This window comes from Roseomonas sp. SRI_022 (genome assembly GCF_057586215.1).
The window spans coordinates 22939-42918 of the sequence record NZ_JBYCZL010000033.1 but is presented as its reverse complement, the minus strand read 5'-3'; the positions used below and the strand labels follow the sequence as shown (position 1 = coordinate 42918).

General features: G+C 70.0%; 19 protein-coding genes. 8 read left to right on the top strand and 11 right to left on the bottom strand.

What is annotated here, in order from left to right; genetic code table 11:
- Positions 1–282: 282 nt before the first annotated feature.
- The 4 genes from AC2YHJ_RS24190 to AC2YHJ_RS24175 all read right to left on the bottom strand — a co-directional run bounded on the left by AC2YHJ_RS24190 (position 283) and on the right by AC2YHJ_RS24175 (position 5555).
- Positions 283–963 (bottom strand): winged helix-turn-helix domain-containing protein, encoded by a 681-nt coding sequence (locus AC2YHJ_RS24190; protein ID WP_487398750.1) that lies wholly within the window; start codon positions 961–963, stop codon positions 283–285.
- Between the two features lie 155 nt (positions 964–1118).
- Positions 1119–2165 carry a S1C family serine protease gene (locus AC2YHJ_RS24185; protein ID WP_487398749.1) on the bottom strand — a complete coding sequence of 349 codons (1047 nt, stop codon included), beginning with the start codon at positions 2163–2165 and terminating at the stop codon, positions 1119–1121.
- Positions 2166–2197: 32 nt separating this feature from the next.
- On the bottom strand, positions 2198–4651 hold the full coding sequence (gene hrpB / locus AC2YHJ_RS24180) for an ATP-dependent helicase HrpB (protein ID WP_487398748.1): 2454 nt from the start codon (positions 4649–4651) through the stop codon (positions 2198–2200).
- A 169-nt stretch (positions 4652–4820) separates the two neighbouring features.
- On the bottom strand, positions 4821–5555 hold the full coding sequence (locus AC2YHJ_RS24175; protein WP_487398747.1) for an aspartate/glutamate racemase family protein: 735 nt from the start codon (positions 5553–5555) through the stop codon (positions 4821–4823).
- Positions 5556–5846: 291 nt separating this feature from the next.
- On the opposite strand from AC2YHJ_RS24175, the gene AC2YHJ_RS24170 reads away from it, so the two are divergent.
- Both AC2YHJ_RS24170 and AC2YHJ_RS24165 read left to right on the top strand, forming a co-directional pair.
- The gene (locus tag AC2YHJ_RS24170) at positions 5847–6800 is read left to right on the top strand and encodes an ABC transporter permease (RefSeq protein WP_487398746.1); all 954 of its coding nucleotides are present in this window, start codon (positions 5847–5849) and stop codon (positions 6798–6800) included.
- Between the two features lie 67 nt (positions 6801–6867).
- Positions 6868–7776 (top strand): ABC transporter permease, encoded by a 909-nt coding sequence (locus tag AC2YHJ_RS24165; RefSeq protein ID WP_487398745.1) that lies wholly within the window; start codon positions 6868–6870, stop codon positions 7774–7776.
- Between the two features lie 146 nt (positions 7777–7922).
- On the opposite strand, the gene AC2YHJ_RS24160 is transcribed toward AC2YHJ_RS24165, so the two are convergent.
- Complete coding sequence (locus AC2YHJ_RS24160; protein WP_487398744.1) at positions 7923–8777, bottom strand: hypothetical protein; 855 nt, start codon at positions 8775–8777, stop codon at positions 7923–7925.
- Complete coding sequence (locus tag AC2YHJ_RS24155; RefSeq protein WP_487398743.1) at positions 8774–9406, bottom strand: glutathione S-transferase family protein; 633 nt, start codon at positions 9404–9406, stop codon at positions 8774–8776. Before AC2YHJ_RS24155 ends, AC2YHJ_RS24160 begins: the two co-directional genes overlap by 4 nt.
- 152 nt (positions 9407–9558) lie before the next feature.
- On the opposite strand from AC2YHJ_RS24155, the gene AC2YHJ_RS24150 reads away from it, so the two are divergent.
- Positions 9559–10371: an aminoglycoside phosphotransferase family protein gene (locus AC2YHJ_RS24150; RefSeq protein ID WP_487398742.1), complete on the top strand. Its 813-nt coding sequence runs from the start codon at positions 9559–9561 to the stop codon at positions 10369–10371.
- A gap of 80 nt (positions 10372–10451) precedes the next feature.
- Here AC2YHJ_RS24150 and AC2YHJ_RS24145 read toward each other — a convergent pair whose 3' ends face one another.
- The gene (locus AC2YHJ_RS24145; protein WP_487398741.1) at positions 10452–11186 is read right to left on the bottom strand and encodes a Crp/Fnr family transcriptional regulator; all 735 of its coding nucleotides are present in this window, start codon (positions 11184–11186) and stop codon (positions 10452–10454) included.
- Positions 11187–11286: 100 nt separating this feature from the next.
- Here AC2YHJ_RS24145 and AC2YHJ_RS24140 point away from each other — a divergent pair, with 100 nt between their 5' ends.
- Positions 11287–12291, top strand: coding sequence for a sensor histidine kinase (locus AC2YHJ_RS24140; RefSeq protein WP_487398740.1), 1005 nt, complete (start codon positions 11287–11289; stop codon positions 12289–12291).
- A gap of 24 nt (positions 12292–12315) precedes the next feature.
- Here the strand turns inward: AC2YHJ_RS24140 and gshB are convergent, their stop codons facing one another.
- Positions 12316–13263, bottom strand: a complete 948-nt coding sequence (gene gshB, locus AC2YHJ_RS24135) for a glutathione synthase (RefSeq protein WP_487398739.1) — start codon at positions 13261–13263, stop codon at positions 12316–12318.
- A gap of 240 nt (positions 13264–13503) precedes the next feature.
- On the opposite strand from gshB, the gene AC2YHJ_RS24130 reads away from it, so the two are divergent.
- The gene (locus AC2YHJ_RS24130) at positions 13504–13986 is read left to right on the top strand and encodes a hypothetical protein (protein WP_487398738.1); all 483 of its coding nucleotides are present in this window, start codon (positions 13504–13506) and stop codon (positions 13984–13986) included.
- Between the two features lie 18 nt (positions 13987–14004).
- Here AC2YHJ_RS24130 and AC2YHJ_RS24125 read toward each other — a convergent pair whose 3' ends face one another.
- Positions 14005–15465, bottom strand: coding sequence for a helix-turn-helix domain-containing protein (locus tag AC2YHJ_RS24125; RefSeq protein WP_487398737.1), 1461 nt, complete (start codon positions 15463–15465; stop codon positions 14005–14007).
- A gap of 155 nt (positions 15466–15620) precedes the next feature.
- Here AC2YHJ_RS24125 and aceA point away from each other — a divergent pair, with 155 nt between their 5' ends.
- The 3 genes from aceA (at position 15621) to AC2YHJ_RS24110 (ending at position 17562) form a co-directional block, all read left to right on the top strand.
- Entirely contained in the window at positions 15621–16964 is a 1344-nt protein-coding gene (gene aceA / locus AC2YHJ_RS24120; protein WP_487398736.1) for an isocitrate lyase, read from the top strand.
- A gap of 22 nt (positions 16965–16986) precedes the next feature.
- Positions 16987–17163, top strand: coding sequence for a hypothetical protein (locus AC2YHJ_RS24115; RefSeq protein WP_487398735.1), 177 nt, complete (start codon positions 16987–16989; stop codon positions 17161–17163).
- 162 nt (positions 17164–17325) lie between these two features.
- Positions 17326–17562, top strand: a complete 237-nt coding sequence (locus AC2YHJ_RS24110; RefSeq protein WP_487398734.1) for a hypothetical protein — start codon at positions 17326–17328, stop codon at positions 17560–17562.
- A 6-nt stretch (positions 17563–17568) separates the two neighbouring features.
- Here the strand turns inward: AC2YHJ_RS24110 and AC2YHJ_RS24105 are convergent, their stop codons facing one another.
- Together AC2YHJ_RS24105 and AC2YHJ_RS24100 are read right to left on the bottom strand one after the other, a co-directional pair.
- Entirely contained in the window at positions 17569–18612 is a 1044-nt protein-coding gene (locus AC2YHJ_RS24105) for a hypothetical protein (RefSeq protein WP_487398733.1), read from the bottom strand.
- Entirely contained in the window at positions 18587–19960 is a 1374-nt protein-coding gene (locus AC2YHJ_RS24100; RefSeq protein WP_487398732.1) for an MBOAT family O-acyltransferase, read from the bottom strand. The genes AC2YHJ_RS24105 and AC2YHJ_RS24100 overlap by 26 nt, the downstream gene beginning before the upstream one ends.
- Positions 19961–19980: the final 20 nt, after the last annotated feature.

Sequence of the window (19980 nt, the reverse complement as noted above, 5' to 3'; positions counted from 1 at the left end):
ACAGTGCAGGGCGCGAAAGCCAAGCGCGCGGATGCGCGCGCCGGCGCCTGAGGCCAAAAAGAGATGCAGCGCAGGGCGCCACGGCACGACAGCCCAAGCTCGGTCCGACCTCATCGGATCGCGGCCTTGCCGCGACCCGCGAGCGCGAAGCGCGACCGCGCCCAGACCGCCCGCCGCGCCCAATGCGACAGTACACGGCGCGCAAGCCAAGCGCGCGGATGCGCGCGCCGGCACCTGAGGCCCCACAAAGACTCCAAGGGCCCATGCAATGGTCCCTTGGAATCACGCCTCGGCGCGGATCATGTAGCCGGCGTTGCGCACGGTGTGGATCAGCGGCTTGTCGAAGCCCTTGTCCACCTTCTGCCGCAGCCGGCTGACATGCACGTCGATGACGTTGGTCTGTGGGTCGAAGTGGTAGTCCCACACCTTCTCGAGCAGCATGGTCCGCGTCACCACCTGCCCGGCGTGGCGCAGCAGGTGCTCCAGCAGGCGGAACTCGCGCGGCTGCACCTCGATGCGCTTGCCGCCGCGCGTGACGGTGCGCGACAGCAGGTCCATCTCGAGATCGGCGATCTTGAGCCGCGTCGCCGGCGCATCGACGGTGGGGCGACGCGCCAGCGCCTCGACACGGGCGAGCAGCTCGGCGAAGGCGAAGGGCTTGACCAGATAGTCGTCGCCACCGGCCTTCAGCCCCTTCACCCGTTCATCGACGGCCGACAGCGCCGAGAGGAACAGCACCGGCGTGCGGTTGCCCTGCCCGCGCAGAGTTTCCACCAGCCGCACGCCATCGACGCCGCCGGGCAGCATGCGGTCCAGCACCAGGATGTCGAACTGCTCCGACGCCGCGAGGAACAGGCCGTCGCGCCCGTTCCCGGCATGCTCGACCACATGGCCGGCTTCCTGGAGGCCCTTGCGCACGAAGCGCGCCACTTCGGCATCGTCTTCCACCAGCAGGATGCGCATCCGCTCTTGTCCTCAGTGTCTGTTTGGGAATGCGCCATTCGGCGCATTCTGAAGTCCGGCACCGGCCCGCACCCCCAACTGGCCACCCACGTCAGCATCCTGGAATGGGTCGCGGCGTGGGGGTGCGGGCCGGTGCCGGCATTCTCAAACCGTCCTCAGCCCTCGTTCGGCCGCCGGCCGATCTGCACGGCGACTTCCTGTTGGCGCCCGCCGCGCTGCAGCGTCAGGCGCACCGTCTCTCCCGGCGCCAGCACGGCGACGCCGCGCACCAGGGCACGCGATGTCGTCACCGGTTCGCCGTTCAGCGCGGTGACCAGGTCGCCCTGGCGCAGCCCGGCGCGGGCGGCGGGGCTGCCGCGTTCCACGCCCATGATCACCGCGCCTCGCTGGCGGCGGCCCTGTTCTTCCGCATCCGACACCGACACGCCGAGCCAGCCGCGATCGACGCGGCCCCCGCGGATCAGCGATTCGACCACCGGCCGGGCGAGGTCGGACGGCACCGCGAAGCCGATGCCCGCGCTGGCACCCGAAGGCGAATAGATCGCCGTGTTGATGCCGATCACCTCGCCCGCCATGTTGAACAGCGGCCCGCCGGAATTGCCCGGGTTGATCGGCGCATCGGTCTGGATGAAGTCGTCGAACGGGCCGGCGCCGATGTCGCGCCCGCGCGCCGAGATGATCCCGCTGGTCACGCTACCGCCAAGGCCAAAGGGGTTGCCCGCCGCCAGCACCCATTGCCCGACCCGCATGTTGGCCGACACGCCGAGCGAGACGGCGGCCAGCGCCCCACGCGGCGTGATCTTCAGCAGCGCGAGGTCGGTCAGGTCGTCCGACCCCATGACGCGGGCGGGGTATTCGGTGCCGTCCTGGGTGGTGACGATCACCCGCGTCGCATTGCCGACGACATGGCCGTTCGTGACGATGATGCCCGACGGTTCGATGATGAAGCCGGACCCCGCACCCTGCACGAGATGGCCGCCACGGCGGCGTTCCAGCGGGCTGCCGCGCTGCTCCCCGCCCTCGCGGCTGGTGACCTGGATGCTGACCACCGCCGGCAGCACGCTTTCGGCCAGGTCGGCGAAATCCGGCAGGCCGCGCTGCGCGGCAGCGGGCCGGGTGCAGGCGGCCAGGGCCACGGGCAGCAGCAGCGCCAGGCGGCGCGACAGGGGGTGCGACTCGGCAGGGGGGGCAGGCTTGCTCACGGGGTCCAATCTGCGCCGGCGCACCGGGGGGTTCAACCGCCGGTCGCGGGGTCCTCCGGCCAGGCATGCTTCGGGTAGCGGCCGCGCATGTCCTTCCGCACATCGGCCCAGCCGCCCTTCCAGAAGCCGCCGAGGTCGCCGGTGACGGCGATGGGCCGACCCGCCGGCGACAGCAGCGCGACCTGCAGCGGCACCCGCCCGCCGGCCAGCGGCGGCATCGCCGCGAGGCCGAACAGGTGCTGCGCCCGCGCTTCGAGCGTCGGCACGTCGCGCGCATAGTCCACCGCGGCCGAACGCCCGGCGGGCAGGGCGATGCGTGCCGGCAACGCGGCATCCAGCGTCCGGCGTTGGTCCCAGGGCAGGCGGTCGAGCAGCAGCGCCGTCACGTCGAGCGCGGCCAGTTCGGTCAGCCGCGTTCGGCCATGCAGATGGGGCGCCAGCCAATCCCGCGCGCTGGCGGCCAGCGCAGCGTCGGAAGCGTCGGGCCAGGCCTCGCCCTCCACGCGCCGCATCCAGCCGATCCGTGCCTGGGCCTGCCGCGCTGCATCGGTCCAATTCAGATCGCGCAGGCCGCGTTCGGCGGCCGCATCGGCAAGTGCTGCGGCCACCGCCTCGGGGTCGGCATGGGCGAGGGTCGCTTCCTCCAGCACCAGCGGGCCGAACATCAGGCGGCGGCGCGCCAGCACCGCACCTGCCCGGGGGTCGAAGGCGGCTCCTTCCTCCCGCCGCAGGCGTTCCGGGAAGCGGGTTTCGAGCACACTGCGCTCAATCGGCGCGGCCATGCGAATGCGCGCCTCGGTGCCTTGCAGCGCGAGGTCTGCCACCGCCAGCAGCGCCGATTTCGCGAGCGGATCGGTCGCCGGCAGCCGCGCGCCCTGGCCCGAGGCCAACCGGAATGCGCCATCCATCGCACCGCGCCGCGCCGCGATCCGGTCGGGAAAGCCGGCGGCGAGCAGCGCGCCGGCATCGCCATCCGCATGCACGCTGCCATGCACGCCAAGCCGTCGCCGGTGCAGCGCCGAAGCGCGCCGGATGCGGTGGATCGTCGCGCGATCCGCATCGGCGCGGTCGGCGCCATGCAGCAGATCCAGGCGCAGATGCACGTCGGAGGGCGCCTCCCGCCCCCGTATGGGGTCGCGTTCCTCCAGCAGCGCGGCGAGGTCGGCGGCCAGCGCGCGTTCCCCGTCATCCGCCGCAGCGACCAGCATGCGCGCGAGCCGCGGATGCGTGCCGAGCCGCGCCATGCGTCGCCCCGTCGCGGTGATGCGCCCGTCATCGTCCAGCGCGTCGAGGTCGTGCAGCAGCGCCCGCGCTGCCTTCACCGCCCCCGCCGCCGGCGGGTCGAGGAAGGCGAGATCGGTGATCGACGCTCCCCAGCCCGCGATGTCGAGCACCAGCGAGGAGAGTTCCGCCTCCAGCATCTCCGGCCGGTCGGCGAGCGGCAGGCCGCGATGCAGCGCCTCCGACCACAGCCGGATCGCCACACCCGGCGCGGTGCGCCCCGCGCGCCCGGCGCGCTGTTCGGCCGCCGCGCGGCTGATGCGCAGCGTCACCAGACGCGACAGCCCCGATGCGGCATCGAGGCGCGGCGCGCGGCGGAACCCGCCATCGACCACGATCCGCACGCCCGGCACGGTCAGCGAGGTCTCGGCGATGGAGGTCGCCAGCACCACCTTCCGTCGCCCGTCGGTCGTTGGGTTCAGCGCGATGTCCTGTTCCGCCGGCGGCAATTCGCCATGCAGCGGCACCACCAGCGCATCGAGGCCCGACAGCCGTTCCTGGGTGCGCCGGATCTCGCCCCAGCCGGGCAGGAAGGCCAGCACGTCGCCCGGATGTTCGCGCAGCGCGTCGCGGATCGTGCCGGCCATCGCCTCCGGCAGGTCGCGCGCATCGGCGAGGTCGCGGGCGCGATGCTTCAGCGTGACGGGAAAGGCGCGGCCGAGGCTTTCAATGACCGTGGCGTTGCCGAGCAACCCCGCGAAAGCACCACCGTCGAGTGTCGCTGACATCGCCAGCAGCCGCAGTTCCGGCCGCAATGCGCGCTGCAGGTCGAGGCAAAGCGCCAGCGCGAGGTCGGTGTCGATGTTGCGCTCATGCGCCTCATCGAACAACACGGCGGCGACACCTTCGAGGCCGGGATCGGATTGCAGGCGGCGAACCAGCAGGCCCTCCGTCACCACCTCGACCCGCGTGCGGTCGGAAAAGGCGCGATCCAGCCGCGTGGCGAGCCCGATGGTCCCGCCCGGGGCGGGCTCACCCAGCATATCCGACATGCGGCGCGCGGCGGCGCGGGCGGCGACGCGGCGGGGTTCCAGCACCAGGATGCGGGAACCCTCTGCCCAGGGCTCGTCCTTCAGGATCAGCGGGACCAGCGTGGTCTTGCCGGCGCCGGGCGGGGCGATCAGCACCGCGTTGGGGCCGGCGCGCAGCGCCTCGCACAGCGCCGGCAGGGCCTCGGCGACGGGGAGGTCGGACTGAATGCTCATCAGGGGGAATTGGAGGGGCTCTGCCCCTCCAAATCACCCCACCAAAGGGCAGTGCCCTTTGGAATGCCGACTTTTGGTGCCCGTCGCCACGTGACGGTTTCCAAAGGCCTCGGGCCTTTGGTGGGGTGGTTTGGAGGGGCAAGGCCCCTCCGACGCCGCGCGACACCCATCATGCGAACCAGCGCCGCAGCGCGTCCGACCCGCCGACCAGCGGCGCCTGCGCCACACGCGGAGGCACCGCTGCGCCACCCATCGCTGCCACCAGCGAGCAATCCAGGCTGTCCAGCACCGGCACATCGACGAGCGGCGCGACGCGCGGGGCAAGGCCCGCCAGCCCCGCGCCACCGAGCACCACCGCCCCCGCACCATCCCGCGCCGCGGCCCGCGCGGCCTCGGCCAAAAGGGCGATGGCGCCGTCCGGGTCGCGGGCGATCATGTCCCCCGTGGGTGCAACGCCCCGCACCGCCACCCGATCCGGCCCATGGCCGCGGATCAGGCAGAATTCCTCGAGCATCGGCACCCACAGCGCGCCGCCGGTCAGCAGCGCGATACGCGGGGCGAGCGCCAGGCCGGCGGCGATCGAGGCCTCCGCCATGCCGATCACCGGGATGGGCAGCAGTTCGCGCGCGGCCTCGATCCCTGGTTCGCCGAAGCAGGCGATCACGGCGGCGCCGTAGCCGCGCGGATTGTCGGTACCGACATGCTCGGCCAGTGCCGCCAGCACGGCATGGCCGGCGACCGCGACCGCGGCGCGGGTCGAGATGTAGCGCGCCCCGAAAGGCGCGGTGGCCGGCACGACCTCGGCGGCGGGCAGGCCGAGGCGGGGGATCGCCTCCGCCGCGCGGGCCGCGAGCAGGTCGGTGATGGCCGGGTCGGTATTGCCGTTCAGCAGCAGCAGTCGCATCGCATGGGATCAGCATGGGGGCGTGGCGGGTGCAAGGGCCGGCACCCGAGCCGCTCGGCGCACGCACGCGACGCGGGCAGGCTGCCGCCGTTCTGGGCACGGCCAGCCCGCCGGCCGCCGCCCCCGCCGGGGCGGGGCATGGCATGGCCCTTGCAGCGTCCGGTCGATCCGGGCCGCGCGGCACGGCGGGCTGGCATCGCGAGGATGCGGGCCATCGACCCCACCCGCCGCGACGGCCGGGATCCATCCGCACCGAGGCGCAGCCTCGCCCGGTGTCCGTCAGGAGAGCGCATGTTTTTCTACCTGATCCGCCGCATCCTCTATGCGATCCCCATCGCGCTGGCGGTCGGTTTCGTCTGCTTCATGCTGGTGCAGATCGCCCCCGGCGACCCGATCAACGCCATCGTCCCGGCCGATGCCCCGGGCGACGTGGTCGAGCAGGTGCGGCGTGACTATGGGCTCGACAAGCCGCTGCCCGTGCAGTTCGGCCTGTGGCTGCTGAAGGTCGTGCAAGGCGATCTCGGCCGGTCGCTGGCGACCGGGCGCAGCGTCTGGTCAGACCTGTCGGGCGCGGTGGTGAACACGCTGCGCCTTGCGGTCGTCGCCTCGATGCTCGGCTTCATCCTGGGCTGCGTGCTGGGCGGGCTGGCCGGCACCTTCCGCGGGTCCTTCATCGACCGCGCCGCGGTGGGCATTGCGGTCGCCGGCGTGTCGGTGCCGCATTACTGGCTCGGCATGGTGATGGTGGTGATCTTCTCGGTGCAGTTGAACTGGCTGCCGGCGATGGGCGCGGGGCCGGGCGGATCCGCCGACTGGTCCTGGGACTGGGAACACATGCAGCATTTGGTGCTGCCGGCGGTCACGCTTGCCGTCATCCCGATGGGCATCGTGACGCGCACCGTGCGCGGCATCGTCGCCGAGATCATGAGCCAGGAATTCGTCACCGCGCTGCGCGGCAAGGGCCTGACGCGGCAGCGCATCTTCCTGCATGTCGTGAAGAACGCGGCGCCGAACGCGCTGGCGGTGATGGGATTGCAGCTCGGCTACCTGATGGGCGGGTCGATCCTGGTGGAGACGGTGTTCTCCTGGCCCGGCACCGGGATGCTGCTGAACAACGCGATCTTCCAGCGCGACCTGCCGGTGCTGCAGGGGACCATCCTGGTGCTGGCGATGTTCTTCGTCGCGCTGAACCTGATGGTGGACCTGGTGCAGACGGCACTCGATCCGCGGATCAAGCGGGCATGATCCGCGGAGCATCGTCGGGCACGCGCAAGCGCGTGACGGATCAAGCGGGCATGACGGAGACAAGCCGATGAGCGCGACCACGCCGACGGCCGCCGAGGCCGAACTCGCCGTCCAGGCAAAGCAGGGCGCCACGCGCAGCCAGGGCTACTGGGCCGGGGTGTGGAAGCGGCTGCGCCGGGATCCGCTGACCATCGCCTGCGCGCTGGTGCTGCTGGTCATGCTGCTGGCGATCGTCTTCGCACCGCTGCTGGCGCCGCATGATCCCTACCAGGGCAGCATGATCCGGCGCCTGCGGGCGGTCGGCACGCCGAACTATCCGCTCGGCACCGATGAACTCGGACGCGACATGCTGACGCGGTTGCTGTTCGGCGGCCGGCTGTCCTGGTTCATGGGCATCACGCCGGTCGTGCTCGCCTTCGTCATCGGCACCACGCTTGGCGTTCTGGCGGGCTTCGCCGGCGGCCGCGTGAACATGGCGATCATGCGCACCACCGACATCTTCTACGCCTTCCCCTCGGTTCTGCTGGCGGTGGCGATCTCGGGGGCGCTCGGCGCGGGGATCATCAATGCGATCCTGGCACTGACGCTGGTTTTCGTGCCGCCGATCATCCGCGTGGCGGAAAGTGTCACGACGGGGGTGCGCAACCTCGACTTCGTGGATGCGGCGCGGGCGTCGGGCGCCTCGGCCTTCACCATCGTGCGCGTGCATGTGCTGGGCAACGTGCTGGGGCCGATCTTCGTCTACGCGACTTCGCTGATCAGCGTCTGCATGATCCTGTCCTCCGGCCTGTCCTTCCTCGGCCTCGGCACCAAGCCGCCGGAGCCCGAATGGGGGCTGATGCTGAACACGCTGCGTACGGCGATCTATGTGCAGCCCTGGGTCGCGGTGCTGCCCGGCATGTGCATCTTCGTGACGTCGATCTGCTTCAACCTGCTGTCGGACGGACTGCGACAGGCGATGGATGTGAAGGGCTGATCGCCCTTCACATCCATCGCTGACTCTTGTCGGGCACGCCTTGCGGCGTGACGGATGTGAAGGGCTGATGCCTTTCGCACCCCATCGCTGGCTTTTGTCGGGCACGCCTTGCGGCGTGACGGATGTGAAGGGCGGGGCCCCGCCCCTCACCAAAACGGCACGAACCGTTTCAGGGTCGCCCGCGTCAGCCGCCGCCCCAGGTACCGCCACGGCGCATCCAGGTGAAAGACCGGCTCGGTCGCGTCCCACCCCGCGCAGCTCCAATCCGTTTGCCGCGCAAGGAACGCGACGAACTCCTCCCGGTCGCGCCAGGCCATGATGGCCGGCCCCATCGGTTCCGCATGCTCGATCTCGCAGAGGATCACGTCCTGGCCCGATCGGACCAGGCTGTGCCCGCGATAATCGCGTTCGCGCCTGTGAACGACGCCTTCGCCATCCGTGCACCAGGACAATTCCCGCCACACCTTCCGCGCCAGCTTCTCGCCGAATGGCGTGCGGTCCATATCCGCCGCGGCCTGGTCGCGAAGGGCCTGGATATCCTCCGCCGATGGTCCGCCGGCGCCGCGCGCATGCGTGTTCGGCAGGATGAAGACGCGGAGGATCCGGTAGTTCAGCCGCTGGTTCGACCGCCGCCAGGGATCCTCGGTATAGAACACCGGTTCCTTCCGGTCCCAGCCCGAGCAGCTCCAGTCGCTTTGGCGGGCGAAGAATTCCGCGAACTCGTCCCGGTCGTGCCAGGTCTCGATTGGTGGACCCGGAAGATGCCCGTCCTGGATTTCGCAGAGCATGACGCCATCCGCCATGCGGATGAGACCATGCCCGCAGTAGTCGCGATGGAACTCGTGGATGAGGCCCTCGCCCGTCTTGCAGCGACGCAGTTCCACCCAAAGCTGCAGCGCGAGGCTCCTGCCGAAGGGCCGGCGGTCAAGCCGGCGCGCCAGCGCTTCCCGCTGCGGAGCGTTCCTTTCGTAGTACTCGCGCGTGTAGTCGTCGTGGTTCATGTCATCGGCACGGCGACCCAGCGGGCGAAGCCCGGCCGCGCGCCGATCGCGGCATACCAGGCGCCGAGCGCAGGAAGATGCGGCATGCCGTCCACACGCACCTCGGGTCCGAACCAGCGCCGCGCGTAACAGCCGAGCACGATGTCGGCGACGGTCATCGCCGCGCCGTCGATGAAGGGGCCACCATGCCCCGCGATATGCGCATCCAGCATGGCCCAGCATTCTCCGGCCGCTTTGGCCGCCGCTGTGATCGCGCTCACGTCGCGCTTGTCCGGCGGCGTGCGCACCATGCCCCAGAACAGGTTCCGCTCGGCCGGGCTCAGCGTCGAAAGCTGCCAGTCCATCCAACGATCGGCGCTCGCGCGCGCGGCGGGATCGGCCGGATACAGCGCGTTGCCGTTCTTCATGGCGAGGTAGCGGAGGATGGAATTCGACTCCCACAGGACGAAGGACCCGTCCTCGATGGTCGGCACGCGGCCATTGGGATTCATGGCGCGATAGGGCGGGTCGTTCACCACCCCGTGTTCGAGCCCGGCATTCTCGCGGTCATAGGGGATGCCGATCTCGTCGAGCATCCACAGCACCTTCTTCACATTGACCGAGTTCACCCGGCCCCAGACCTTCAGCATCCACGCCCTCCCTGACGGCAGCGGCGCAGGCTAGAGTGTTTTTCGGTCGCGCGGCACCGGCCCCCGGCGCGATCGAACAAGGCGCGAGGCGGAAATCCCGGTCAGGGACCGCGGCGATCCGAAGCGGCGCAGCCCCGTGCTATGGCAGCCGGATGTTTGAATCCCATCTGGCCCGCTGGGGCCTCATCCCCGACGGCGATCCCATCACCACGGCCGCCGCGCGGTTGCTGCCCGTCCTCAGGGGCAACGAACCCGCCATGCTCAAGCTCTCCCACGAGGAGGATGAGCGTCTCGGCGGCGTGCTGATGACGTGGTGGGATGGCGACGGCGCGGCGCGCGTCCTGGCCCAGGACGATGCGGCCATCCTGCTGGAACGTGCCACGGGTCCGGCTTCCCTGGCGGAGATGGCCCGCTCGGGGCGCGACGACGAAGCCTGCCGCATCTTGTGCGCCGCCGCTGCGCGGCTGCATGCCCCGCGGCCGAAGCCGCGCCCGGAACCGGTTCCGCTGGCGTCCTGGTTCCGCGACCTGGAACCGGCGGCGGCCGGGCATGGCGGCATCCTCGTCCGCAGTGCCGAAGCCGCGCGCGCCTTGCTGGCCGAGCCCCGCGAGGTCGGGGTGCTGCATGGCGACCTGCACCACGACAACGTGCTCGACTTCGGCCCGCGAGGCTGGCTTGCCATCGACCCGAAGCGGCTGGTCGGCGAACGTGGCTTCGACTTCGCCAACATCTTCACCAATCCGGATCTGGCGGATCCGACCCGGCCGGTGGCAACCGAGCCCGGCCGCTTCGCCAGGCGCCTGGAGGTGGTCGTTGAGGCGAGCGGGCTGGAGCGGCGACGCCTGCTGCAGTGGATTCTCGCCTGGACCGGATTGTCGGCGGCCTGGTTCCTCGGTGACGACGATCCCCTGGCGGCCATCGACCTGGCGATAGCGGCGTTGGCTGCTGCCGAACTGGATCGGTGATCACCGCCAGGCATTGCTTTCTGGCGACCTGCTCGCTGCTCGAAGCCGCCAACGCAGGTGGCGCTCGCCAGCCCGGCGAACTACAGCAACGGCCTCCGCGGCGCCGGTTCTTCCCAGTAGCGACCCACCCTCCGCATCGCGCGCAGATCCCCGATTGCCAGGCGCTGGCCATCCAGGCGGATGAAGCCGCCGCGGCGCAGCCGCTGCAGGATCCGGTTGGTATGCACGACGGAAAGGCCCAGCGCATCGGCAACATGAAGCTGCGTCAACGGAAAGCGGATGCTGCCATTCTCGACCAGGCCCGCAGAGGCAGCGCGCTTGAACAGATGCACCAGGAGCGCTGCGACGCGTTCCATCGCCGTGCGGCGGCCAACCGTCAGCACCGCATCGTCCACAAGCCGTTCCTCATGCGCGGCAAGCCATGTGATGTCGAGCGCGATGTCCGGATTGTCGCGGAAGAATCCCGGGATGGCGTCGGTGCCGAAGGCACAGAGGTTCACCTCGGTCAGCGCCTCGACCCCATGGGGCAGGTTGGTGAGCAGTTCACCCTGCAGGCCGAGCAGGTCGCCGGGCAGCAGGAAGTTCAAGATCTGCCGGCGCCCGTCCTCCAGCGTCTTGAAGCGGAAGGCCCAGCCGGACAGCAGCACATAGACCCGCGTGGTGGCCTGGCCCTCGGACAGGATCGTGGCGCCGGCAGTACATAGCCGCTGGCCGACCTTGGCGGCGGTGATGGAAGCGAGCACGGCCCCCGCGACCGGCTTGAAAGCGGGCAACGCGCGTAGCGGACAGGCCGAGCAGGGCAGCGCCGGTTCCATCATCATCCTCCTTATCGCAGGACTCATCCTCCTTATCGCAGGATAATGACGCCACGGCGCATTGGAGGCAGGATGAGGCGTCGCGAGGAGGCCGCTTGGCTTGGCTGCATCGGGTACCCTGAGCCGCAAGCCGTGGTTCGGATGGACGGTCGGAGCGGTGTCCTTCGCGGTCGCCTTCCTGGCACGCCATTATTTTTCCGATACGATGGCGGGGCTGCCGTTCGTCACCTTCTTCCTCGCGGTGCTGCTGACATCCTTCGTTGGCGGTTGGATGCCGGCCACGGCGGTCGCGGCAGCCTCGCTGATCGTCGCCATCTATTACTTCCTGCCGCCCTTCGGGCAGTGGAAATTCGCATGGCCGAGGGACGCCGTCGCGCTCGGCATCTTCGCGCTGGTCGCAGGCAGCCAGATCGCGCTGGTGCACCGGCTGACCAAGGCGCTGGCGCGGCTCGAATGGAAGCGGTCGCAAATGGAGGCGATGCGCGCCTCTGAACGGCTGATGTTCAGCGAATTGCAGCATCGCGTGGCCAATGGCATCCAGCTTGTCGCCAGCCTGCTGTCGCTGGAATCGAAGCGCGTCATGACCGCCGAGGATGCCGTCGCCGTGCTGGACGATGCGGTGACGCGGCTGTCGATCGTCTCGACCATCCACCGCCGCCTGCACGATCCGGCGCTCGGGGAGGCCGGCTTCAAGGAGGCGCTCGAGAAATTGGTGCGCGACATTCTCTCCGCCGCCGGGCGAACGGAGATCGAGGTCGCCGTGCGGGCACCGCGCCTGGCCATCATGCCGGGCGATGCCACTTCGCTGTCGATGATCGTCGCCGAGGCGCTGACGAATGCGATCAAGCACGCCTTCGCCGACCGCGAGACGGGGCGCATCGAGATCCGCTTCGAAGCCGATGCGGCCGGTGAACGACGCCTGACGCTGCGCGACGACGGCCCCGGCTTCGCTACACCACCGGACCCCGATGGCGACAGCCTCGGCACCCTGGTCATGAGCAGCATGGCGCAGCGCCTTGGCGGCCGGATCGAACTCGGCAATGCACCGGAAGGCGGGGCGATGGTGACGGTGGTGATGGCGGCGCCGGAAGCCGCGGCGGCCTGAGCCACCACGGCGCCCGGCAGCCTGTCAGCGCTTCGCTTCGATCGCGTCCCAGATCGCCTTTTCCAGATGCACGCCGTCGAAGCGCGCGATCTCCTGCAGCCCGGTCGGTGAGGTGACGTTGATCTCGGTGAGGTAGCCGCCGATCACGTCAATCCCGACGAAGATCATGCCGCGCTTCCTCAGCTCCGGCCCGATCGCGGCGCAGATTTCCTTCTCGCGGTCGGTCAGCACGGTCTGCTCCGGCCGGCCGCCGACATGCATGTTCGACCGCGCCTCGCCGGCCGCGGGCACGCGGTTGATGGCACCCATCGCGATGCCGTCCACCAGGATGATGCGCTTGTCGCCCTGCCGCACGGCGGGGACGTATTTCTGGATCATCAGCGGCTCGCGCGAGCGTTCGGTGAACATCTCGACGAGGCTGTTCATGTTCGGATCGTCGGGGCGCAGGTGGAAGACGCCCGCGCCACCATTGCCGAACAGCGGCTTGATGATGATGTCGCCATGCTCCTCCCGGAACGCCGCGATGCGGCGGCGGTCGGCGGTAACCAGCGTGACCGGCATCAGGTCCGGGAAGTGGGTGACGAACAGCTTCTCCGGAGCGTTGCGCACCTCGGCCGGGTCGTTCACCACCAGCGTCTTCGGGTGGATGTGCTCAAGGACATGGGTCGCCGTGATGTAGCCCATGTCGAAGGGCGGATCCTGGCGCATCAGCACCACGTCGGCCTGGCTGCCGAGGTCGAGTTCGATCTCCGCGCCCAGGGTGAAGTGATTGCCCTTCACCCGTCGCACCTCGATCGGCCGCGCCCAGGCGGTGACGCGCCCGCCGCGCAGCGCGAGGTCGCGCACATGGTAGTGCCACAGCGCATGGCCGCGCGCCTGCGCTTCCAGCATCAGGGCAAAGGTGGAATCGCCGTCGATGTTGATGGTCTCGATCGGGTCCATCTGGACCGCGACGCGAAGGCTGCGGGTCATGGGCACGCTTCCTGATCCTGGTCCGGGGCGGACCGCTTGGTCCTGTCGTGCCACCCCGGCGCGGAATGCGCCAGGGGCGCTGGTTGCGCAATCAGTGGTTGTTTTAGGTTAACGATGTACGATTGTGGGTTAAGCCCTGCCGCTTCTGTGGCATAGATTGACGCATGGTTAAGGCTCGCGCTGCGCGGGCCGCAGACGCGGCAGGACGCTGCAGCCACCCCCAGCGGTTCGAGTTGCGCCATGCCCATCCTGTCCGCGCCCGACCTCCTGTTCGTGCCGGAAGACCCGCCCTTCGTCGTGCCGCAGGAGGTGCTGGTCCCCGGCCGCACGCCGGAGCCGGCCCAGCCGTCCGCCGCGGCACCTGAACCCGGGAGTGTCCTGGCCGAGGCGGCGACGCCGGACGTCGCGCCGATGGAAGCGCCGCTCGTCGAACCCGCCTTCGCGCTGGCCGCCGAGGACGCCTTCCCGACGCGCGCCGAACTCGACGCCATCCTCGCCGCCAACGCCGGTCCGCCAGCGGGGCCGGATGCGGCGGAACGGGAAGCGGCGGCGGCGCTGCTCGGCCTCGACCCCGGCGTCGCCGCGGATCCCGCGCTTTACGACGCGACCTTGCCCCGCCTGCCCGAACCGAATGCGAATGAGGCGCTCGCGGCCTGGCTCGCCGAGGCCGGCGTGCCTCCGCCCGATGGGCCGGAACCGGCAGGCGACTGGATGTTCGGCTGACCCTGGCCACGCGGCCCGTCAGCGTGGCCGCACCTTGCGCACCCGGGCGGCGGCCGGAGGATCGGCAGCGGTAGCCGCCGCCGGCCGTGACGCCGTCTCGAAGCGATAGGGCGCGGTACCTTCCTCCGCCGGGTCCAGCACCAGCCGGTGTTCCAGCGGCGGGAAGGCGCGGCTGCGGCAATCGGCGCGGTCGCAGAGCCGGCAGGACAGGCCGATGCCGACCGCCGCCGCATCCAGGTCAAGCCCATCGGCGTAGACCAGCTCCGGCGCGCGGGTGATGTCGCAGCCCATGGCGATGACATGCACCGGCGGCGGCTCGCCCCAATGCGCGGCCGGACCCTGCACGGTCTGCGCGAGGGTCAGGAAGGTCGCGCCATCGGGCAGGCGCGCGACCTGCACGCGGATGCGCCCGGGTGTGGTGAAGGCCTCATGCACCACCCAGCGCGGGCAGGACCCGCCGAAGCGCGCGAAGGGGAAGCCGGCGGCGGAAAAGCGCTTGCCGACATTGCCGGCGGGATCGACGCGCAGGAAGAAGAAGGGCACGCCGCGCGCGCCGTCCCGCTGCATGGTGGACAGGCGCTGCGCCGCCTGTTCGAAGGACACGCCGAAGCGCGCGGCCAGCGCCTCGATGTCATGGCGGAATTCGCGCGCTGCGGCGAGGTAGGACGCATAGGGCATCAGCAGCGCGGCGGCGGCGTAGTTCAGCAACCCGATGCGGATCATCTGAGCCGCTTCTGGCGTGGTCGGCTCGGTGCCGGCCATCGCGGCATCCACCGCGTCCCGTGCTTCCAGCAGCATTAGCGTGAAGGCCATCTGGAAGCCGCGGGATTCGCGCGGCAAGGATTCCGACAGGTACAGCACGCGCGCCGCCGCATCGTGCCGCCGCATCGCGCCATCCAGCGGACCGACATGCACCGTCAGGCCATGGGCGCGGCGCAGCCGCTCGGCGATCGCGTGGTTCATCTCGGACGGGCGCGTGCCGATCTCGCGTCCGATCGCCTCGGCGGCGGCTTCCAGCGCGGGGAAATGGTTGGCGCGGTCGTGGAAGAAGTCGCGCGCTTCCTCGTTCGGCAGCAGGATGCGCCGGCCCGTCGGCAGGGCGAGGCCCGACGAATCCTCCCGCGCCACACGCCAGGCGCGATAGAGTGCGAGCACCGCCCGCGCCGCGTTCGGCGCGGATGCCGCGAGCGTCGCGACCTCGCCTTCCGGCACTTCCTCAAGGCCGAGCATCGGATCGGACAGCACCTCGCGCAGGCCCGATTCCAGTTGCCGTTCGGCACTGCCGGACAGCGCGGCGAGTTCAACGCCGAGCACTTCCGTCAGCTTGATCAGCAGGGATGCGGTGACCGCGCGCTGGTCGTGCTCGATCAGGTTCAGGTAGCTCGCGGAAATGCCGAGGCGGGTGGCCAGCGCCTGCTGCGTCAGCCCGCGCTCGCTGCGCAGGCGGCGGACGGTGCGGCCGATCAGGGGGCGGGCCATCGCTTTACACCCTTCACAAAATCAGCGCCGCGTCTGTGAAAATCCCTACGTTCTTGCTGCGCCGCACCCAAGATCGCTGGTGATTCTCGGCAGTGCAATGTGAATTATTCACGGGCGCCGGATGCCCCGGCCAAGAGCACTCCCTGAGGATCACGATGCGCCCGACCAGCACACCCTGCTTCGCTCCCGACGGTACCGGCGGCGCCCTGCCGCCGCAGGACCCCAACCGCTTCGCCGGCATCCGCCGCGACTACACCGATGCCGATGTCGCCCGCATCGCCGGGTCCTTCCGTGTCCGCCATACGCTGGCCGAGAACGGCGCCCGGCGCCTGTGGGACCTGCTGAAGTCCGAGCCGTTCGTGAACACGCTCGGCGCGTTGACCGGCATGCAGGCGCTGCAGCAGGTGAAGGCCGGGCTGAAGGCGATCTACCTGTCGGGCTGGCAGGTGGCCGCGGATGCGAACAGCGCCGGGCAGATGTACCCGGACCAGTCGCTCTATCCCGTGGACTCCGTGCCGAAGGTGATCAGCCGCATCAACGGCTCGCTGCGCCGCGCGGACCAGATCGCGACGTTGGAACGGCTCGACGGCAAGGCGGATGACCGCACGCACTACATGGCGCCGATCATCGCGGATGCCGAAGCCGGTTTCGGCGGCGCGCTGAACGCCTACGAACTGATGCGCGCCATGATCGAGGCCGGTGCGGCCGGCGTGCACTTCGAGGACCAACTGGCGTCGGAGAAGAAGTGCGGCCATCTCGGCGGCAAGGTGCTGGTGCCGATCAGCCAGCATATCCGCACGCTGAACGCCGCGCGGCTCGCCGCCGATGTGGAAGGCGTGCCGACGGTTCTGCTGTGCCGCACCGATGCGGAAAGCGCCCAGTTGCTGACCGCCGATGTGGACGAGCGCGACCGCCCCTTCATCTCGGGCGACCGCACGCCGGAAGGCTTCTTCCGGATCAAGCCGGGTGTGGGCAAGCAGTACGCCATCGCGCGCAGCCTGGCCTATGCGCCCTATGCCGACCTGCTGTGGTGGGAGACGTCGGACCCCGACCTCAATGACGCCCGCGAATTCGCCGAGGCAATCCACCGCGAATTCCCGGGCAAGATGCTCGCCTACAACTGCAGCCCGTCCTTCAATTGGCAGCGGAAGATGGGCGTGGAGGCCGCGGCCCGCTTCCAGCGCGAGATCGGCGCCATGGGCTACAAGTTCCAGTTCGTCACGCTCGCCGGCTTCCACAGCCTGAACCTGTCCATGTTCAAGCTGGCTCGCGGCTATGCCGAGCGCGGCATGGGCGCCTACTCCGAGCTGCAGCAGGCCGAGTTCGCCGCCGAAGCCGAAGGCTTCACCGCGGTGCGGCACCAGCGCGAGGTCGGCGTCGGCTATTTCGACGCGGTGGCGATGGCAGCCTCGGGCGGCCAGTCCTCCACCACGGCGATGGCGCACTCCACCGAGACCGCCCAGTTCCACGACGACAAGACGCCGCAGCCGGCGCACTGAACGAAAACGAGAGGACACGATCATGAACAACGACAGCCACGACGACGGCCTGGTGCATTCCCACCGCTGGGCGACCGAACCGTCCCGCCCAACGCAGCCCCGCCCCCAGGTGACCCCGGCGCCGGCCGAGGATCGCGACGAGGGCCTGGTCCACACCCATGGCTGGGCCAGCGCGGAGCGCGGCCGGCCCTCCCACTGACGACGGCGGGCGGTACCGCTCGCCCCAACCACCGCCCGCACCGTCCATGGCCGATGCCGTCGCCCGCAGGGGCGGCGGCATCGTGCCGTTCACCGGCATTGTGGATGCGGGGGGCGTCGCGGGTGCAGGATGGCCGCGCTCCGCACCATGGGAAGAACCGGCATGGCCGACGATCCCGACGCCATCGACGCACCCGGCGACGCCCGGGGCCACACGGCAAGCCAGCACCTCCGCGCCCTGATGGAGCACCCCAGGGCATCCAATCCCGAATACACCCTCGCGCCGCGCCGGATATCGGGGAGCGGCTGGCGCCCCGACATCGGCGACATCATCCTTCATGTGGTCGGCGACGGGATCCTCGTCGCGGTGCTGGTGATGCACCTGCTCGGCTACTACTGACCGCGCCTATGGCGTGAGGTCGGCGTAGTCCTCGCTGCCGCCCGGCGCACCGCGCGCCGCACGCGACAGGGCCGCTTCCATGCGCTCCGCGATCGCGTCGCGATAATGCATCGGGTCCCAGTAGTTGGTGGGCTCGCGGGTGATCGGGCTGGCGCGCCAGTAATCCAGCACCACCGTGCCGGGCCGTGCGCGTGCCATGGCGACGACCTCGCGCTTGCAGGCTTCGGTCACCGCCGCGCTGCCGCTGCCGGGCGCACCCTGTGCGCCAAGGAACAGCGGCATGAAGACCAGCACCAGCCGCGTCTGTTCCGGCGTGGCCGTGACCATGCGCTGGAGCAATGCCAAGGGCGGCATCGGCAGGTCGGAGGGCGGCGTCGCGACGTGGCGGGATGTCTCAGGCGGCAATGGCGGCAGGTTCGCGGCGGCGCGCGCCGCGTCGTATCGCTCCTCCGGCGGCAGGAAGCGCGTGTAGCCGTCGCGGCCGTAGCGCGGGCGCATCATGCCGGTCAGCACGGCGAATTGCCGCCCCGCCTCCTGCACCGCGTAGAAGGACAGCATCTCGCGATAGGCCGGCCAGGGGCTCGCTTCGTAGAAGGCCTCGGGGAAGGCGCGCGGGGTGTAGCGCTGCAACGGACCCGCATCGCACCAGACATGGTCGAGGCCGATGACCACCGCGCGCGGGCGCGGATGCGCACGCAGGAAGACATCGAACAGGCGCGACTGCTCATAAGCCGTGGCGGCATTCATCGCGAGGTTGGCGAAGCGTGCGCCGAAGGCCTCGTTCAGCGATGCGGGCCGCAGCATGCGGCTGGTGGATGTGCCGAAGATCGCCGCATCGAAGCGGTCCGACCGCGCCAGCCCGGCGAAGGCATAGCGCGCATTGGTCGAGATCGGCGGGCGTTCCGCCGGCACATGGAAGGGCAGCACGCCCCAGGGATCGACCAGCGCGACGAAGGCATAGAGCGCCGCGCAGCCGATCGCCGCCGTGGCGACGGCGCGTTGGAAGAAGCGGCGCCAGGCCGGGTCAGAACTGGAAGTAGATGAACTCACTGGGCGTCCTGGTGCCGGATTGCAGGATGAGAAGCAGCAGCACGATGCCGACCGGCACCGCCAGCCAATGGATCGGGCGCAGCCGCAGCAGCGCGACCTGCTGGCTGGTCGGCCCGATCAGCGCGATGGCAGCACCCGCGACGAAGGCCACCGCGTGATCGACCTTCACCTGGCCAATCCCCTCCAGCCCCGCCATGCCGCGCAGCAGTGTCCAGGCCGTGGCGAAGTCCGGCGCGCGGAACAGCACCCAGCCGGCCATGACGAACAACAACGTCAGCGCCCAGCCGAGCAGGGCCGGCATGCGCAGCCCCGCCCGCGCCCAGGCGCCGTTGATCGCCAGCGCGATGCCATGCAGCCCACCCCAGACCACGAAGGTCCAGTTCGCCCCGTGCCACAGCCCCGCGAGCAACATGGTCACGATGGCGTTGCGTGCCTGCGCGAGCCCGCCGCCGCGATTGCCCCCCATCGGGATGTAGAGATAGTCGCGCAGGAAGCGCGACAGCGTCATGTGCCAGCGCCGCCAGAAATCGCGGATCGACGTGGCACGATAGGGCGCATCGAAATTGAACGGCATGCGCAGACCGAACATCAGCGCGAGCCCGATCGCCATGTCGGAATAACCCGAGAAGTCGAAATAGATCTGCAGCGTGAAGGCGCCGGCCGCCGTCCAGGCTTCCGCCGCCGAGGCCGGTGCCGTCATCGCCGCGGTGAACAGCCGGTCCGCAACTTCCGAGACGAAATCGGCGATGCCGAGCTTCTTCGCCGCCCCGATCGCGAACAGCACCAGGCCGCGCGACAGGTTCTCCCACATCTCCGGCCGCCGGGGATCGGTGGCGAACTGCCGGATGATCTCGTTGTGCCGGACGATCGGCCCGGCGATGAGCTGCGGGAAGAAGGTGACGAACATGAAGAAGTCGAGCAGCGGATAGGCATGCGCCTGCCCGCGCCGCAGATCGACGAGGTAGGAGATCTTCTGGAAGACGAAGAACGAAATCCCCAGCGGCAGGATGATGTCCCAGGGGGTGAAGGTGATGCCCAGCAGGGCGGCGAAGGTGCCGGCGAAGAAGTTGGTGAACTTGCAGACGCCGAGCACGGCGAGGTTCGCCACCACCCCGATCACCGGCCAGTCGCGCTCGCGGTCGGCCTCATGCAACCAGCCGATCACCCAGTTGAGCAGCGTGAGCCCCACGAGCAACGGCACGAAGCGCACATCCCAGGCGGCATAGAAGGTGAGCGAGGCCACCACCGCGACGATCTGCCGCAGCGTGCGGCTGCCGGCGGTCGCGTAATACAGCGCGAGCGTCACCGGCAGGAACAGCAGGATGAAGGTCTGGCTCTGGAACAGCACGGGCCCGCCCTAGCACAGGC

Excerpts from the sequence above, each read along its gene's own strand:
- AC2YHJ_RS24190 (WP_487398750.1), bottom strand. The coding sequence starts at position 963 with ATGCGCATCCTGCTGGTGGAAGACGATGCCGAAGTGGCGCGCTTCGTG.
- hrpB (WP_487398748.1), bottom strand. The coding sequence starts at position 4,651 with ATGAGCATTCAGTCCGACCTCCCCGTCGCCGAGGCCCTGCCGGCGCTG.
- AC2YHJ_RS24175 (WP_487398747.1), bottom strand. The coding sequence starts at position 5,555 with ATGCGACTGCTGCTGCTGAACGGCAATACCGACCCGGCCATCACCGAC.
- AC2YHJ_RS24170 (WP_487398746.1), top strand. The coding sequence starts at position 5,847 with ATGTTTTTCTACCTGATCCGCCGCATCCTCTATGCGATCCCCATCGCG.
- AC2YHJ_RS24165 (WP_487398745.1), top strand. The coding sequence starts at position 6,868 with ATGAGCGCGACCACGCCGACGGCCGCCGAGGCCGAACTCGCCGTCCAG.
- AC2YHJ_RS24160 (WP_487398744.1), bottom strand. The coding sequence starts at position 8,777 with ATGAACCACGACGACTACACGCGCGAGTACTACGAAAGGAACGCTCCG.
- AC2YHJ_RS24155 (WP_487398743.1), bottom strand. The coding sequence starts at position 9,406 with ATGCTGAAGGTCTGGGGCCGGGTGAACTCGGTCAATGTGAAGAAGGTG.
- AC2YHJ_RS24150 (WP_487398742.1), top strand. The coding sequence starts at position 9,559 with ATGTTTGAATCCCATCTGGCCCGCTGGGGCCTCATCCCCGACGGCGAT.
- AC2YHJ_RS24145 (WP_487398741.1), bottom strand. The coding sequence starts at position 11,186 with ATGGAACCGGCGCTGCCCTGCTCGGCCTGTCCGCTACGCGCGTTGCCC.
- gshB (WP_487398739.1), bottom strand. The coding sequence starts at position 13,263 with ATGACCCGCAGCCTTCGCGTCGCGGTCCAGATGGACCCGATCGAGACC.
- AC2YHJ_RS24130 (WP_487398738.1), top strand. The coding sequence starts at position 13,504 with ATGCCCATCCTGTCCGCGCCCGACCTCCTGTTCGTGCCGGAAGACCCG.
- AC2YHJ_RS24125 (WP_487398737.1), bottom strand. The coding sequence starts at position 15,465 with ATGGCCCGCCCCCTGATCGGCCGCACCGTCCGCCGCCTGCGCAGCGAG.
- aceA (WP_487398736.1), top strand. The coding sequence starts at position 15,621 with ATGCGCCCGACCAGCACACCCTGCTTCGCTCCCGACGGTACCGGCGGC.
- AC2YHJ_RS24115 (WP_487398735.1), top strand. The coding sequence starts at position 16,987 with ATGAACAACGACAGCCACGACGACGGCCTGGTGCATTCCCACCGCTGG.
- AC2YHJ_RS24110 (WP_487398734.1), top strand. The coding sequence starts at position 17,326 with ATGGCCGACGATCCCGACGCCATCGACGCACCCGGCGACGCCCGGGGC.